Source organism: Herbidospora yilanensis (assembly GCF_001570565.1).
GTDB classification, from domain to species: domain Bacteria; phylum Actinomycetota; class Actinomycetes; order Streptosporangiales; family Streptosporangiaceae; genus Herbidospora; species Herbidospora yilanensis.
In genome coordinates this window covers 84,128-99,171 of the sequence record NZ_BBXE01000030.1, presented here as the reverse complement: position 1 = coordinate 99,171, position 15,044 = coordinate 84,128, and the positions used below count along the sequence as shown (strand labels likewise).

The following is a 15,044-nucleotide window of genomic DNA, read 5'->3' as shown; positions in this document are numbered from 1 at the left end:
ACAGTGGCGGCATGAGAGAAACCTACGACGTCGTTGTGGTCGGCGGCGGCCCGGCCGGGCTCAACGGGGCCCTCATGCTGGCCCGCTCCCGCCGATCGGTCCTGGTCATCGACGCCGGGCAACCGCGCAACGCGCCCGCCGAGGCGGTGCACGGGCTGTTCGCCCTCGACGGCACGCCGCCGAGCGAACTCCTGGCCAGAGGAAGAGCCGAAGTCGGGCGGTACGGAGGCCACATCACCACCGGCACGGTCGTCGGCGTGGCACCCGGGTTCACGGTGACCCTGGCCGACGGGCGGCAGGTCGGCGCGCGCCGCCTGCTGGTCACCACCGGCCTGACCGACGTGCTGCCCGAGATCGACGGCCTGCGGGAGCGGTGGGGCCGGGACGCCGTGCACTGCCCCTACTGCCACGGGTGGGAGATCCGGGACCGCGCGATCGGCGTGCTGGCCACCAGCCCCATGGGCATCCACCAGGCGATGATGTTCAGCCAGCTCAGCGATGACGTGACGCTCTTCACCGCCGAGCCTCCCACGGAGGAGCAGGCGGTGGAGCTGAGCGCCCGGGGCATCCCGGTCGTGCTCGGCGAGGTCGGAGGGCTGGAGATCACCGACGACCGGATCACCGGCGTCCGCCTGAAGGACGGCACGGTCGTGCCGCGCGACGCCGTGGTGGTCGGGACCCGGCTGAAGGCCCGGCTGGGCTTCCTGGAACCGCTCGGCCTCACGCCCGTGCCGCACCCCGGAGGCTTCGGCGAGCACATCCCGGCCGCCCCCGACGGCCAGACCGAGGTGCCCGGCGTGTGGGTGGCGGGCAACGCCACCGACCTGATGGCCCAGGTGGGGGCGTCGGCGGCGGCGGGGGCGCTGGCAGGCGCCCGCATCAACGGCGACCTGATCGCGGAGGAGACGCGACAGGCGGTACTGGCGGCGACGGCATGAAAAATCCGGACACACACCGACCCGAGGCGAACATGAGCACAACGGAACACCACGACGGAACGGACCACGAGCACAGCCGCGCGCCTGGCCACGGGGCCGGCCGCACGCACGACCAGGAACACGGCCAGGAACACGGCCAGGAACACAGCCACGGGCACGGCCAGGAGCAGCACCACGAGCAGCACCACGAGCAGCACCAGGAACATGGCGAGCAGCAGGACCACGATGACGACATCGGCCACGCCCACGGGGTCGGCCATGGGCACGGGCATGGTGCGCATCCCGACCATGACGAGGTGTTCGACCGGGAGTTCTGGGAGGACAAGTACCGGACCTCCGACCCCGCCGCCCTGCGCCACGCGCCCAACCCCTACCTGCTCGACGTCGCCGAGACGCTCACCCCGGGCCGGGTTCTCGACGCCGGATGCGGGCCGGGCGCCGAGGCCATCTGGCTGGCCCGCCGGGGATGGGAGGTGACGGCGCTCGACATCTCCTCGGTGGCCCTCGACCACGCCCGCGCCCTCGCGGCGGAGGAAGGTCCCGACGTCGCGGGAAGGATCACCTGGCAGCAGGCCGACCTCACCGCCTGGACCGCCCCCGCCGAAGGCTACGACCTGGTCTGCACCAACTACGTCCACGCTCTGGAGGACGTCGTCCCCCAGTTGGCCGCGGCTGTCCGGCCGGGTGGCACGCTGCTGGTCGTCGACCACTTCGACATCCTGGCCGTGCTCGATCCGGCCGAGTGGCGTGCCATCCCGCTCGTGGCGAGCTCGCGGGTGGTCGCCGCTTTCGACGGCACGGAACGAGTCCTCGACGACCGCGTGATGGCGGCTGTGAGGATCGCCCCCGCCACCACCTGACGTTGCCGTGGCGCAAGCCCTCGCCGGGGTCGCCGCGCCATGGCGTCAGTTCCCGTCGAGCACATCCCGGCCAGCCGTGCGAGCGTCTCCCCTGGTCGCCGTTCACGGCGACGAACTCACCGGAAGGTGGCCTTCCCGGGCGCGGTGTCGTGGTGGTGTAGAACGGAACGATGGCAGCCTTGAGAAGTCTGGCGGCGACCGTCTGGCGGGCGATCGGGGGCGCGGTGCAGTGGCGCCTGCTCTGGTTGTCGCAGGCGACGTTCATGGTCGGGGTGGTGGGCGTCATCCGTGACGACGACGGCCGGGTCCTGCTGCTGAAACACCGTTTCTGGCCCGAGGGTCGCCAGTGGGGTCTTCCGACGGGTTACGCCAAACGCGGCGAGACCTTCGAGGAAACCGTCGTCCGGGAGGTCATGGAGGAGACCGGGCTCAAGGCCCGGGTCAACCGGCTGGTGCGGGTCGAGAGCGGGTTCCGGCTGCGGGTCGAGATCGCCTACGAGGGCGAACTGCTCGGCGGGACCCTGGCGCTCGACCCGACCGAGATCCTCGAAGCGGGCTGGTTCCCCGCCGAGGCCCTGCCCGGCGAACTGATGCCGGGCCACCGTGTTCTGGTCGCCGCGGCCTCCGCCGGAAGTCGGTAACGCCGGTTGACCTTCCGCGCTGACGCCGAACGGCGGCGGCGCGGAAGCCGGCCGTCGGACGCCTCGACGAGACAATGACCTTCGTCGAGGTCACGACCGATGGGCACGTCGACGCCCAGAGACGCGAGATTTGCGGGTGCCCTGGTGATGGCCGGGGTTCGTCGGCTGTCTGATCCTGCGGGTGGCTTTCTTTCCCGCTATCGGACAGCGACGAACCGGATCACGTTCAGTCGAGCGTGGTCAGGAGTTCCGGACCATCCGCTCTCCGCCGAGCGACAGCAGCAGGAACATGTCGAACGCCTGGACCTTCCCCCTGTCCATCCGCCGGATCGCCTCGACCGCCGTCTTCGCCCTGGTCACGTGCCCCAGAGTGTCGGCCCGGATGGCGTTGTACTCGGGGTCGTAGTCCGCGGCGTGCCGGGCCTGCTGGAGTTCGCTGAACGATTCGGAGAGTGCGGCGAGGTCGGGGTCGACGTGGTCGTTGGGACCGAGTAGTCGCCGCACCCCCTCGGGCACACTCTTCTTCGTCGTGATCGCCTCCACCCATCGGGCGGTCTGCCGGAAGTTGCCGTGGGCGTACCACCGGCTGATGGTGTGCCGGTGATCCTCCTGACCCGTCCCGGCGACCCGGCGCGCGCCCTGGCCGACGAGTTCGTGGAACACCGCGTAATACGCCGTCGAGGTCGCCCGGCGCAGGTGCGCGGTCCGGGGACGGCCCGGCCCGGCGGCTCGGCCCGCGATCAGGTCGGCGAGGTGCAGGTACTCCTCCGCCTTGAACACGTGCTTCACGCGTCCTCCGTCCCGGACAGCAGCCGACCGAGGTGTTCGGTGAACGCTGCTCCCTCCGCGTCGTCGTCCTCGACGAGATCCTTCTCGGACCAGTCCTGCGGACTGTAGACCCGGGTGTAGACGTAGTGGTCGAGGTCGTGTTCGGCGGCCAGCCGGTTGCAGTTCCGGTGCAGGGCGTTGCACAACTCGGCGGACCAGCCGTTCTCGTCGGCGCCGTCCATGACGATGTGGGCCCACAGGCCGTCGTCGCCCTCGGAGTCCACCATGGGCTCCAGCGTGACCTGGGTGATCCCCAGGTCGCCGGGGATCTCCGACGTGCGGATGGCCTCCGCGAGGTGGGTCAGGGTCTCCGTCCACTTGTCTGCGCTCATGAAGCGCATTGTTCTCATCTGCATACGTCTAGTAGACCAGCGGCATGGCCTCCCTGTCCTCTGTATACGCTTAATTGGTCGGGACGAGATCGACGACGCTCGACCGGCTCCTCGCCTGATCGATGTCGGCACAAGTCGCACTACGCTCATCCCGTGCGTGGTACCCGGCTGAGCGCGGCCGACAGCCTGGCGGCCGTGGCGGTCGGGCTGTTCGCCGTCATCGAGGAAGTGACCGGCGGAACCGACCTGTCGGAGCGGCCGGTCCCGGCGTTGTGGGTGGCCGGGGGGATCGCCACCGCGGTCCTGGTGCTGTTCCGCCGCGTCGCCCCCGTCTGGACGATGACCGTCTACACCGTCGCGTCGAGCGCGCTCTTCGTGTTCACCCTGGAGGACGCCGCCGCCTGGCAGTGGCTGACCGAGCTGGTCTTCCTGTTCACGGTGCTCAGCCAGGCGCGGCTGCGCAGCACGCGGGCCCTGTTCGGGGTGGTGGCCACGGTCGTCTTCGTGGCCACCATGGGCCTGACCTACGGCGGGGCCGAGTTCGCCGAGTACGCCATCGCGGCGGGCATGTCGGCCATCGCGGGCGGCGCCGGGGTCGGCGTCCGCCGCTACCAGGTGCTGGCCCGCCGCGCCGACGAGCGCACCGACGCCGTGGTGGCGCGCAGTGAGCAACTGGTGCGGGAGGCGGTCGCCGAGGAGCAGGCCCGGCTGGCCCGCGAGCTGCACGACATCGTCGCCAGCAGCGTCAGCATGATGACGATGCAGGCGGGCGGCCTGCGCCGCCGGCTCCCCGCCGACCTGGGCCGGGAGCGCGAGGCGCTGAGCCAGATCGAGGCGACCGGCCGGGGCGCGGTCGAGGAGCTCCAGCGTATGCTCCACCTGCTGCGCGGCCCGGCCACCGACAGCCGTCTGCCGCAGCCGGGCCTGGCCCGCGTCGGCGAGCTGGTGGAGCAGTCACGCACGGCCGGGCTCGACGTGACGGTCGAGGTGATCGGCGAGCCCCGGCCGTTGCCGGCGGGCCTCGACCTGTCGGCCTATCGGATCGTCCAGGAGGCGCTGACCAACACCGTGAAACACGCCGGGCCGACCCGGGTGACGGTCACGATCGACCACGGGCCGGGCGAACTGCGTATCGACGTCACCGACGACGGCCCCCGCGACGGCTTCCGGGCCGGGCCCCACACGCCCGGCGGCCACGGCCTGATCGGGATGCGCGAGCGGGCCGCGCTGTTCCACGGCTCCCTCGACGCCGGGCCCGCGGTGAACGGCGGCTTCCGGGTGCGGGCGGCGCTGCCGCTGAAGTGAACCGGCCCGGACGGCAAGTGATCCGTCCGGGCCGGCGTCGATCTCGGTCAGGCGCTCTGGCGGAGCGCCGTCTCCGGGAACAGGTCGTCGAAGACGGCCGCGCGGTCGAACTGCATGGCCCACTCGCGGGCCCGGAGTTCCATCTCACGGCGTTCGGTCCCGTTCATGTCGAGGACCACCCGGTCGATCGCCGCCGCGATGCCCGTGACGTCGCCCTGGTCGACGATGATCGCCGCGTCGCCGACCGCTTCGAGGGTTCCGCCGGTGTCGGTGGTGATGATCGGGCCGCCGCCCGCCAGCATCTTCTCGGCCAGGGCGATGCCGAACGTCTCGACGAAGTCGGGTTCGGGTTTGGTCGGCAGCACGTAGGCCGCGCTCCCCCGCATGAGCAGCGGCTTCTCGTTGTCGTCGACGTCGGTGAGGACGACGACGTGTTCGTCGGCCGCCGCGATCGCCTGGACCTGGGCGAGCGCGGTGCCCGTGCCTGCCACCACGAGTTTGACCTTCTCCCGGCTGCGGGCCTGCCGGTAGGCGGCCAGCAGGTCGAAGATGCCCTTCGCCGGGGTGACCCGGGACAGGAACAGCAGGTAGCCGTCGCGTTCCAGGCCGCGGCGCGCGAGGGCGGCGTCGACCAGGGCCGGGTCGGGGTCGAGGAACGCCGAGGAGTCGATCGGCGGGTAGCTGACCGTCACCCGGCGGCGGCACTGTTCGGCGAACGTGGTGCCGACGTGGGCGTCGACCTGCTCCGCCGCCTCGATGATCTCGTCGCGGGTGTAGTCGGAGACCGCCACGACCTCGTCGTTGGCCAGGAACGTGGTGAACAGCGCCGTCGCGGCGCCGAAGTGGTTGTCGCGCAGGCAGTTGCGGATGACGTTGGTGACGTCGGAGCCGACGGCCTTCACGAGGGTGCGGACGTCGGGATCGAAGCCCGCCGCCCTGGCCGCGTTGACGGCGTCGAGCACGACGTTGGCATGGGGGACGATGTACATCGACAGGCACGTCGTCGGCACCGGCTCGGCCAGCAGTTCGACCAGACGCCCGGTCAGGCCGGCCAGGTGGCGGCCGTCGGGCACCCGGTAGTCACCGACCGGTTCGGGACGTTCGACGGTGATGCCGGGGCTGTACGGCAGCAGCCGGTCGAGCGGCTTCAACGGCAGCCCGGCGGCCTGGAGGGCCGGGATGGGCCAGGTCAGCAGCCTGACGTCGTCATATCCACGGGTGAGCGCCACCTCGGCGAGGTTGCGGGCCTCGCCGGAATGGCCGCAGATGACCGGGTCGGCCCTGACCACGATCACAAGGCGGCGACGGGGGTGGGTCATCGAGTCTCCTCCGATAGCGCAGGGGAATCGGACAGGGACGGCGGGCGGACACCCCGCCCCCATCCCGATGGCTCGGGGCCGAGTCGCAGGTGCAGTCTGCCGCCCCGATGGACGGTCGCGGCAGTCAGGTGGGCCGCATCCAGTGGACGGCCGTTGAGGGTGGCCGACTGGACGTATTGGACCGGGGGCTCACGCTCGGCGCCGTCGGAGCTGATCGGCGCCTCTTTGAGGCCGCTGGTCTCGATGACGAACTCGCCTTCTCTTACCCGCAGCGCGGCCCGTTCGAACGCGGGCGCGTTGACGAGGAAGAGGTTCTGCCCGGCCACCGGGAAGAGCCCGAGCGAGGCCCAGATGTACCAGGAGCTCAGGCCGCCGGAGTCGTCGTTGCCGGGCAGGCCGCCGGGGCCGGTTCCGAACTGCCACGTGAGCGCGGAGTGGACGACCTCGGCGGTGCGGTCGGGTCGGCCCGCGTAGTGGTAGGCCCAGGGGGCCTCCATGTCGGGCTCGTTGTTGAGGCCCTCGAAGCGGTTGAGGGCGTATCCGGCGGCCATCTCGGCCTGCTGCGGGCGCCGGCCGGCCTGTTTGACCGGGGCGGCGCCGTAGCCGAAGAACTGGTCGAGCTTGCCGATGAAGCCGGCGTCGCCGCCCGCGAGCGCGATGCGGGCGGCCATGTCGTGCAGCAGCCGGAACGAGTAGTTCCACTTGCCGCCCTCGTAGAACTCGGAGTCGCGCAGCAGGCCGGTGCCGGGGTCGAAGGCGTTGACCCAGCCGTGGGCGCGGCGGGCCAGGTCGTCGGCGAGCCGGGTGTCGTTCAGCGCGCGGGCGAGCTGGGCGGTCAGGTGGTGGCCGTAGGCCAGGTCGAGGGTGTGGGTGATCGGGTGGACGACGCCGTGCTCGAAGAAGTCCTCGCCGTACATGCGGCGCAGGTCATCGGTCATGTGGACGAGCGCCCAGCTCCACTCGATGCCGTCGAGGTCGAGGGCGTGGGCGTCGGCGAGCGCGGTGTGGGCCAGCGCGCTGCCCTGGCGGAAGAACCGGTCGGCGCCGCGGGCCATGCGGTAGCCGATCGGGAAGTTGCCCTCTTCCTCGCACACCCGGATCAGCGATTCGAGCAGGCCGGAGGCCCGGTCGGGGGCGATGGCCATGAGCAGCGGGAGCTGGGTCTTGTAGATGTCCCACATCGTGCAGACGTCGAAGGCGTAGGGCCCGTTGCTCGGCCAGAACGGGCTCTCGTCGTCGACGATGCACGGCTTGATCAGCGAGTGGTAGAGCGCGGTGGAGTAGACCGTCTGCCGGGCCGGGGTGCCGCCGTCGACCTTGACCCGGTCGAGGTGGTCGCCCCAGCGGGCGCGGGTGCGCAGCTTGACGATGTCGAACGAGGGCTGGCCGAGGCCGCACTCGCGCTCCAGGTTCCGTTTGGCCTGGTCGCAGCCGCGCAGCGAGAAGCCCATGCGGACCTCGATCGTCTGCCCGGCCCGCGTCGGGCCCATGTAGAGCATGCCGAAGGGGCGCAGCGTGGTGTGCCGGATGCTGTCGAAGTCGAGGCGGGTGCCGCCGTCGATGAGCCGGCGGTCGTACCAGAGCATCTGCCGCCAGCCGGGGGCGTCGACGTCGACGTACACCGAGAGCGGCACGCCCTCCATGACGACGGTGCCCTGCACCTGGCCGTGGCCGATGTTCTCGACCTGCGCGCGCAGCGGGACGGTGCGGCCGAGGTCGATGGCGAGCCCGCCGCAGGACAGGTCGACGACGACACGGGCGCTGCTGTGCCGCGGGAAGGTGTAGCGGTGGACGGCCACCTTCTGGCCGACCGTGACCTCGCACCGGATGCCGGTGTCGAGGGTGGCGGCGTAGTAGCCGGGCGAGGCCTCCTCGTCGGCCAGCGACCACGACTGGCCGAGGTCGTCGAGGGGCTGCACCATCGGGGTGACCCGCACGTAGTTGTAGTACTTGCGGATCGCGCCGGTGCCCGACTGCTGGAAGTGGGTGAACCCGCTGGCCTGGAGACGGTCGAACATCTCCTCGGGCACGCCTTCGGTGTTCTTGGCGTAACGACCGTAACCGGTCGGGTAGGCGCCGGAGTAGGCACAGGCCGAGACCATGCCGAGGGGTGAGGTGGCCCCGGGGTGGGTGTTGCCCACCTGCGGTTTCGGCCACCACCATGTGGCGGCCAGGCCGCCTGCCGGGGGCAGGTCGGTGGCCGCGGTGCCGATGAAGGGATCAACGTTGTCGAGAATGGGGAGACACTATCCGGACCCGGACCGGGCTTAGGTTTCGGCGAGGTGAAATCCTTCGTTCACCTCCGCAAAAAGTCCCTGTGACCTGCGCGGGATCACAGATCGCGGCGTCTGAGCACCAGGGCGGCGAGGCCCAGCACCAGGGCGGTCCACACGACGGACCACGCGAGGTAGGTCCATGTGAGCGGCGTGTCGCTCAGGAAGGGGAAGCCTCCCCTGACCGCGGGGCCGCCGAATCCCAGCAGCGCGGCGGGGTCCTGGAACGCGTACATCGCGCTGCGCCACAACCCGTCGGTCGGGAGGAGTATCTGGGAGACCGTCCCGACGGCCGCGACGTTGTCGTTGCCGAGGCCGCGGCCCACTCCCCCGACCACCCCGGCGATCCAGGTCGCGCCGAACAGGCCGACGGCGACCACGCCCGAGGCCATCGGCGAGATCAGCGTGGAGAACAGCAGGCCCAGGGTGAGCAGCACGGCCGTCTGGAAGGCGAGCAGCGCCAGGCCGGTGACCGGGCCGGAGGGCCAGTAGCCGGTGGTGACGTAGACGATCACGAACTGGGCCAGCCCGGCCAGGGCGACGAAGCCACCGCCGAAGGCGACCAGGCCGAGCCACTTGCCGACCAGGACGGTCGAGCGCCGGATCGGGCGGGCCAGGATCGCCAGGGCGGTGCCCGACTCGACCTCGCCGGCGACGGTCGGGCCGGCCAGGAAGGCGGTGCCGAGGGCGGCGATCAGGCTGAGGCCGAACATGACCAGGTTGAGGAGCTGGGAGGCGATCAGCCGCAGTTCGCCGCTGGTCAGCTGGGCGCCGTCGAACTCCCTGGTCACGAGGGTGTGGAAGCCCCACGCCGACAGGGCGAGCAGCACGACCGTCAACACGGCCAGCGCCCGCAGCACCTTGCGGCGCGCGGCCTCGCGCAGGGTGAGGCCGGCGAAGGTGAGCACGATCATCGTTCACTTCCCAGGATGTCGAGCAGCCGGTCTTCCAGGCTGACGCGGCCGGGTTCGACCGAATGGACCCGCACGCCGAGCGCGACCAGGTCGGCCACCAGTTCGGGGATCAGGGCGGCGTCCAGGTCGACGACGGTGAACAGGTCGCCGTCGCGGTTCACCGGCCCGGCTCGCCGCAGGCGTTCCTCCGCCTCGGAGGTGACCTTCTCCAGCCGGAGCCGCAACTCCCGGCCGCCCAGCAGTTCGGCGAGGGTGCCCGAGGCGGCGACGCGGCCGCGGTCGAGGATGACCACGCGGTCGCAGACCCGCTCGACCTCGCCGATCAGGTGGGAGTTGAGCAGCACGGCCACGCCGCGCTCCTTCAGCGAGAGCAGGATGTCGCGCACGTCGGCCCGGCCCACCGGGTCGAGCGCGCTGGTCGGCTCGTCGAGCACCACGAACTCGGGCCGGGCCACGAGCGCGACGGCCAGGCCGAGGCGCTGCTGCATGCCCTTGGAGAACCCGCCGACGCGGTCGCGGGCCCGGTCGGCGAGGCCGACCAGCCCGAGGGTGTCGCGGCGTTCCCCGTCGGGCACGTCGGCCCCGGCGAGCCGGACGTGCAGGTCGAGGACCTCCTTCGCGCTGAGCCAGGGCTGGTAGCGGAAGAGTTCCGGCAGGTAGCCGACCTTGGCGCGGGCCCGGGGGTCGCCGACCGGCCGGCCGAGGAGCATGACCTCGCCCGCGTCGGGGCGGACCAGCCCGAGCATCATCTTGATGACGGTGGTCTTGCCGGCGCCGTTCGGGCCGAGCAGGCCCAGCACCTCGCCCCGGGCGACGGAGCAGGAGACCCCGTCGACGGCGGTCCGCTTCCGGTAGCGTTTGCGCAGGCCGGAGGTCCAGACGGCGTTCATCGCAGCTCCCGGGCGACGGTCAGGACCTCGTCGGCGGTGAGTGTGCCGGCGACCGCGTTGACCACGCCGTTCTCCACCCAGACGACCGCGGCCATGGAGCCGCTCCCGACGAGCGTGGCGGGGCGTCCGCCGACGTCGGTGACGGACGTCTGTTTCTCCTCGACCGCGGAGAACAGCGGCAGCGTGCCCTCGCCGGAGAAGCCGCGCAACTGGGCCGCGACGTCGTCGGGGATGAAGGTCAGCGACGTCAGGTAGTCGCGGACGGTGGTGAAGGGGACGCCCGCCGAGTGGACCGACGGCGCGGTGATCCGCGCGACGACCAGGGCGGGGATCTCCTGGTCCGAGGCCCACACCGCCGCCAGGCCCGGCCCGGCCGACAACCTGAACCGGCTGCCGTCGAGGCCCGGCGGCACCGGCGGGGCGGTCGCCCCGGCCTTCGCGGCGGTCCGCGCGGTCGTGGCGGCGGAGAAGGTGAACGTGCCGCCGGCCTTGCCGACGACGTAGTAGCCGGGTGCGCCGCTCACCCCGCGCGGGAGTTCGGCCACCACCGGAAGCGTCAGGCCCGAGGCCTCCTGGGCGGCGGTGACGTCCCGCGCACGGCGTACCGAGATCTCGTCGGTGACGACGAGGTCGCCGAACTCGTCGAGTTCGGGGATCTTGGCCAGCTCGGCCTGCGGCGCGGTCACCGGGGCGACCCGCTCGGTCTGGAAGATCTGGAGCCAGTCGGCGGCGGCGGCCGCTCCCGCGCCGGTGACCAGGACGGCCGCTCCGGCGACGGCGACGACGGGACTGCGCAGGCGGGAGCGCCAGCGGCCCAGGACGGTCGCCTCCTTCACCGGCGGGCGGGTGGAGAAGCGGGTCCAGGCCCGGTCGACGTCCACGTCGACCTCGGTTCCGAGCACGGTGGCGGCGAAGGCGGCGTCGTCCCGGGCCACGTTCACTCCTTCCTGGCAGGCGGGGCAGTGGGCGATGTGGTCGCGGTCGGCGTCGGCGACCCCGTCCGGCTCGTCGAGGAGCCGGCGCAGCGTGCCGTCAGTCGGATGGCGCATGACGGTTCAACTCCTTGCGCAGAGCGGACTCGGCCCGTCGCACGATCGTGCCGACGCTGCCGGGAGAGAGGTCGAGGGCGGCGGCGACCTCGGCGTAGCTGAGGCCGCTGTGCCGCAGGACCAGGGCGACGGCCTGGCGGCGCGGCAGCCGCGCGAGGGCCTCGCGCACACGGCGGCGTTCGTCCCTGGTGACGACGGCGTCGGCGACGTCGGGGGCGACGGTCTCGCCGGTGGCGTTCTCCTCCCGGGCGCTTCTCCTGCGGCCCGACCGGAGGTGGTTCAGCGCGGTGTGCGCGGCGGCGACCGACAACCAGCCGGTGGCCTCCCCGGCGGGCACCGCGGAGCGGCCGAACGCGAGGAAGACCTCTTGGGCGACGTCCTCGGCCTCGTCGCGCGACCCGAGCACGCGGGCGGCCACCGCGACGACGCGCGGGTAGGCGGCCCGGAACACCTGCTCCAGGTCGGCCCGGACCGGCGGATCGGACCCCACGGCGACGCCCCTCCCGACCAGCACGTTCTCCTGTACGACGTTCACATTGGTAGAGCACCGCCCGGAGCTCACTTGTGACACGCGACAAGCGGTTCCCTGGAACGTCTCCCACGCAAGAGTTCCCGTCATCGCCGCGAACGGCTGAGCCCGCGACCCCCGCGAAGGGGGCCACGGGCTCGTGGGGGGGAACCGGTCAGAAGGTCTCGCAGCGGCCCTCGACGTTGACGTTCGCGCCGCGCAGCGGACGCGCCACGTCGGCGCCCGCGCCGCAGTCGACGGTGTCGGCGTCGTTGCCGCCCTGGATCCAGTCGTCGCCGCCGCCCGCGTTCACCACGTTGTCGCCGTTGCCGGCGTCGACGCGGTCGTCGCCGTCGGCGGTGGTGATCGTGTCGGCGCCGCCCTGGCCGACGACGCAGTCGTCGCCGCCGTTGCCGGTGATGACGTCGTCGGCCGAGCGGCCGATGATCAGGTCGTTGGCGCTCGTGCCGGACACCGACGCCGCGCCGGCGGTGGCCACGACGACGTTGCGGACCACGATGTCGCCGCAGGTCCCGGCCGGGAGGCCGGACGCCCTGAGAGTGACGTCACCGGTGTGCTCGATGCCGGCGATCCCGGCGACGGTGCCGTTGCCGGGAACCTCGGTCAGGGTGACCGAGCCGCCCGCGCCGGCGGTCAGCGTGACGGGGGTGCCGTTGACGGTCACCTTCACAACGGACTCGCCGGTCAGGGTGGAGACCGTGTAGGTCTTGCCGGTGCCGGTGATCCGGTAGGCGCCCTCGGTCAGCGCGACCGAGCCGAACACGCCGGTGAGCCGCACCTGCGCCGGCTGGTCGCCCGCGCCGACGGTGACCAGGACGCCGGCCGGGGCGGCGGTGTCCGAGACGGTCACGGCACGGCCCTCGCGGGCGAGGATCCGGCCCGAGGTGCGGCCGTCGGAGAAGGTCTCGTTGGCGGGGTCGTCCTTCTTCGGGTCGATCCCGTCGTCGATGCCGTCGTCGTCGGCGTCCAGGTCGAGGGCGGTGCAGTCGATCGTGCCGGTGCGCAGCGCGTGGCCGCCGGTGTTGCCGTCGTCGGTCCAGAAGACCGGCTTGCGGCCGGCGGCGCACTCGGCGCGCGCGGCCGGGGTGAAGCCCTCGTTGTTGAGGTTCGGCATGCCGGACGGGCGGTCGTACACGACCGTGGCGGCGAACCTCCCGGTGGCGTTCACGTCGAACAGCGCGGTGCGGCCCTGGCAGGTGTCGTCGCAGACGACCCAGAGCTTCTGGAGTTCGGGGTCGTAGGAGAGCTCCATGACGCCGGGGAAGCCGCTGGCGACGGTGGCGACCCGCGTGAACGCGGCCCCGTTCTGGTCGAGGGCGTAGGCGTACACGCCGCCGGTGCCCTCGACGCCGACGAGGAACAGCCCGTCGCCGTGGTTCGGATAGTCACCCGGCCGGTACGCCGCCCCGGTGCGCTCGTCGACGAAGCCCTCGGCGGTCAGGTAGGAGTCGGGCACCCACGTGATGGCCTCGAGCCCGGCGTTGGCGCCGACCACGGGGAGGTCGGCGGTGAGCACCCACTCCTTGGTGGCGGTCAGGGTGGTGTCCCCGCCGGCCGGGTCGAACCGGAGGACGGCGGGGCGGCTGACGCCGCTGACGCCGTTGTCCCGCTCGGTCGAGACGAACACCCCGGCCGGGGTCACCGTGACGCCCTCGGCGTCGGGGTCGCCGAGGCCGGTCGGGAACTTCAGCGGGTGGGTCTCGGCGGGCGTCCAGACCGCGCCCTTCTTCTCCAGCCGGTAGAGGGTGCCGGGCCCGTTCTTGACCGCCCACAACGAGCCGGGACCGGCGTCGCCGGAGGGCTGGTAGTACAGGCCGCTCATGTTGCCGCCGAGCACGCCCGCGGCGTCGGCCGTCGCGACGTCGACGCCGCCGGGCCACGGGGTGCCGGTCGGCGTGGTGGGGCCGCACGCGTTGGCCGCGCCCTTGGTGGCGGCGGTGGTGTCGGTGAACACGCCGGTGCCGTCGGGGCAGCGGCCGTAGGTGGCGGTGGCGTGCGCGGTCCAGGTGTGGGAGTCGAGGAGGGTCAGGCCGTCGGCCGAGTAGAGCCGCGCGGAGTCGGCGGCGCCCAGGCCGTAGGAGAGCTCGACGTCCACGGGCAGGAAGCCGCCCGGGGCGATCGTGCTGCCCGCCGGGATCGTGTGGATGTGGGTGTCGTCGTTGTCCTTGACGATCCAGCCCGACACGTCGACCGGCGCGGCGCCGGTGTTGGCCAGCTCGACCCAGTCGCCCGGGGTGCCGCCGTTCGACTCGACCTCGTTGAGCTTGACCGTGGAGGCCGGCGTGCCGCAGGTGTTGGCGGCGCCCTTGGTCGCCGCCGTGCTGTCGGTGAACACGCCGGTGCCGTTGGGGCAGCGGGCGTAGGTGACCGCGGCGTGGGCGGTCCAGGTGTGGGAGTCGACGAGCGTGGTGCCGTCGGGCAGGAAGACGCGCACCGAGTCGGCGCCGCCGAGGCCGTAGGCCACCTCGGTGTCGATCGCCAGGAACGCGCCCGGGGCGATGGTGGTGCCGGCCGGGACGGTGAGCACGTGCGTGTCGTCGTTGTCCTTGACGAGCCAGCCGCCGATGTTCACCGGGATCGGGCCGACGTTGACGAGCTCGACCCAGTCGCCCGGGGTGCCGCCGTTGGACTCGATCTCGTTGATCTTCACGAACGCCGAGGGGGTGCCGCAGTCGTTGGCCGCGCCCTTGGTCGGGGCGACCGTCGCGGCGAACGCGCCGGTGCCGTCGGGGCAGCGGCCCCAGGTGATGGGCGCGTGCGCGGCCCAGGTGTAGGTGTCGACCAGGGTGACGCCGTCGGCCAGGAACACCCGCACGGAGTCGCCGCCGCCGAGGCCGTACGCCGGCTCGGTCTCCAGCGCGACGAAGCCGCCCGGGGCGACCGTGGTGCCGGCGGGGACGGTGAGGACGTGGTCGTCCTCGCTGTCCTTGATCTTCCAGCCGCCGATGTCGACCGGGGTGGCGCCCGTGTTGGTCAGCTCGATCCAGTCGCCGGGGACGCCGCCGTTCGACTCGACCTCGTTCACCGTGATCGAGGGGACCGGGTCGGCCGCCCACGCCTGGGTCACCGGCAAGGGGACCGCGGTCAGGAACGGGATGACTAATGCGACGGTCCGCCGCCAGCTCTTACGCAATGTGTGCTCACTTCCGAGGGGAACGTGCCAAGA

Annotated in this window: 13 protein-coding genes; 4 read left to right on the top strand and 9 right to left on the bottom strand. The window is 72.1% G+C overall.

The window, feature by feature from the left end; translation table 11 throughout:
• The first annotated feature begins 11 nt into the window (after positions 1–11).
• From AW273_RS24190 to AW273_RS24180, 3 genes are all read left to right on the top strand, one after another.
• Complete coding sequence (locus AW273_RS24190) at positions 12–938, top strand: NAD(P)/FAD-dependent oxidoreductase (RefSeq protein WP_062352285.1); 927 nt, start codon at positions 12–14, stop codon at positions 936–938.
• A gap of 32 nt (positions 939–970) precedes the next feature.
• Entirely contained in the window at positions 971–1,798 is an 828-nt protein-coding gene (locus AW273_RS24185; protein WP_062352283.1) for a class I SAM-dependent methyltransferase, read from the top strand.
• Between the two features lie 179 nt (positions 1,799–1,977).
• Entirely contained in the window at positions 1,978–2,439 is a 462-nt protein-coding gene (locus AW273_RS24180; RefSeq protein ID WP_198168332.1) for an NUDIX domain-containing protein, read from the top strand.
• 240 nt (positions 2,440–2,679) lie between these two features.
• Here the strand turns inward: AW273_RS24180 and AW273_RS24175 are convergent, their stop codons facing one another.
• Together AW273_RS24175 and AW273_RS24170 are read right to left on the bottom strand one after the other, a co-directional pair.
• Positions 2,680–3,228 carry a hypothetical protein gene (locus AW273_RS24175; protein ID WP_062352277.1) on the bottom strand — a complete coding sequence of 183 codons (549 nt, stop codon included), beginning with the start codon at positions 3,226–3,228 and terminating at the stop codon, positions 2,680–2,682.
• Positions 3,225–3,599, bottom strand: a complete 375-nt coding sequence (locus AW273_RS24170) for a hypothetical protein (RefSeq protein WP_157556084.1) — start codon at positions 3,597–3,599, stop codon at positions 3,225–3,227. Before AW273_RS24170 ends, AW273_RS24175 begins: the two co-directional genes overlap by 4 nt.
• A gap of 153 nt (positions 3,600–3,752) precedes the next feature.
• Between AW273_RS24170 and AW273_RS24165 the strand changes: the two genes are divergently transcribed.
• Complete coding sequence (locus tag AW273_RS24165; RefSeq protein WP_062352272.1) at positions 3,753–4,904, top strand: sensor histidine kinase; 1,152 nt, start codon at positions 3,753–3,755, stop codon at positions 4,902–4,904.
• 47 nt (positions 4,905–4,951) lie between these two features.
• Here the strand turns inward: AW273_RS24165 and AW273_RS24160 are convergent, their stop codons facing one another.
• From AW273_RS24160 to AW273_RS35830, 7 genes are all read right to left on the bottom strand, one after another.
• Positions 4,952–6,223 (bottom strand): glycosyltransferase, encoded by a 1,272-nt coding sequence (locus AW273_RS24160; protein ID WP_062352269.1) that lies wholly within the window; start codon positions 6,221–6,223, stop codon positions 4,952–4,954.
• Positions 6,220–8,436, bottom strand: coding sequence for a glycoside hydrolase domain-containing protein (locus AW273_RS24155; protein WP_269750261.1), 2,217 nt, complete (start codon positions 8,434–8,436; stop codon positions 6,220–6,222). Before AW273_RS24155 ends, AW273_RS24160 begins: the two co-directional genes overlap by 4 nt.
• Positions 8,437–8,555: 119 nt before the next feature.
• Positions 8,556–9,410 (bottom strand): ABC transporter permease, encoded by an 855-nt coding sequence (locus AW273_RS24150; RefSeq protein ID WP_062352264.1) that lies wholly within the window; start codon positions 9,408–9,410, stop codon positions 8,556–8,558.
• Positions 9,407–10,300: an ABC transporter ATP-binding protein gene (locus tag AW273_RS24145; protein ID WP_062352261.1), complete on the bottom strand. Its 894-nt coding sequence runs from the start codon at positions 10,298–10,300 to the stop codon at positions 9,407–9,409. The genes AW273_RS24150 and AW273_RS24145 overlap by 4 nt, the downstream gene beginning before the upstream one ends.
• On the bottom strand, positions 10,297–11,349 hold the full coding sequence (locus AW273_RS24140; RefSeq protein ID WP_062352258.1) for a hypothetical protein: 1,053 nt from the start codon (positions 11,347–11,349) through the stop codon (positions 10,297–10,299). Before AW273_RS24140 ends, AW273_RS24145 begins: the two co-directional genes overlap by 4 nt.
• Positions 11,333–11,884, bottom strand: a complete 552-nt coding sequence (locus AW273_RS24135; RefSeq protein ID WP_198168326.1) for a sigma-70 family RNA polymerase sigma factor — start codon at positions 11,882–11,884, stop codon at positions 11,333–11,335. Before AW273_RS24135 ends, AW273_RS24140 begins: the two co-directional genes overlap by 17 nt.
• A 148-nt stretch (positions 11,885–12,032) precedes the next feature.
• Positions 12,033–15,011, bottom strand: a complete 2,979-nt coding sequence (locus AW273_RS35830; protein WP_198168325.1) for a lamin tail domain-containing protein — start codon at positions 15,009–15,011, stop codon at positions 12,033–12,035.
• Positions 15,012–15,044 lie beyond the last annotated feature (33 nt).

Excerpts from the sequence above, each read along its gene's own strand:
- AW273_RS24190 (WP_062352285.1), top strand. The coding sequence starts at position 12 with ATGAGAGAAACCTACGACGTCGTTGTGGTCGGCGGCGGCCCGGCCGGG.
- AW273_RS24185 (WP_062352283.1), top strand. The coding sequence starts at position 971 with ATGAGCACAACGGAACACCACGACGGAACGGACCACGAGCACAGCCGC.
- AW273_RS24170 (WP_157556084.1), bottom strand. The coding sequence starts at position 3,599 with ATGAGCGCAGACAAGTGGACGGAGACCCTGACCCACCTCGCGGAGGCC.
- AW273_RS24160 (WP_062352269.1), bottom strand. The coding sequence starts at position 6,223 with ATGACCCACCCCCGTCGCCGCCTTGTGATCGTGGTCAGGGCCGACCCG.
- AW273_RS24150 (WP_062352264.1), bottom strand. The coding sequence starts at position 9,410 with ATGATCGTGCTCACCTTCGCCGGCCTCACCCTGCGCGAGGCCGCGCGC.
- AW273_RS24145 (WP_062352261.1), bottom strand. The coding sequence starts at position 10,300 with ATGAACGCCGTCTGGACCTCCGGCCTGCGCAAACGCTACCGGAAGCGG.
- AW273_RS24140 (WP_062352258.1), bottom strand. The coding sequence starts at position 11,349 with ATGCGCCATCCGACTGACGGCACGCTGCGCCGGCTCCTCGACGAGCCG.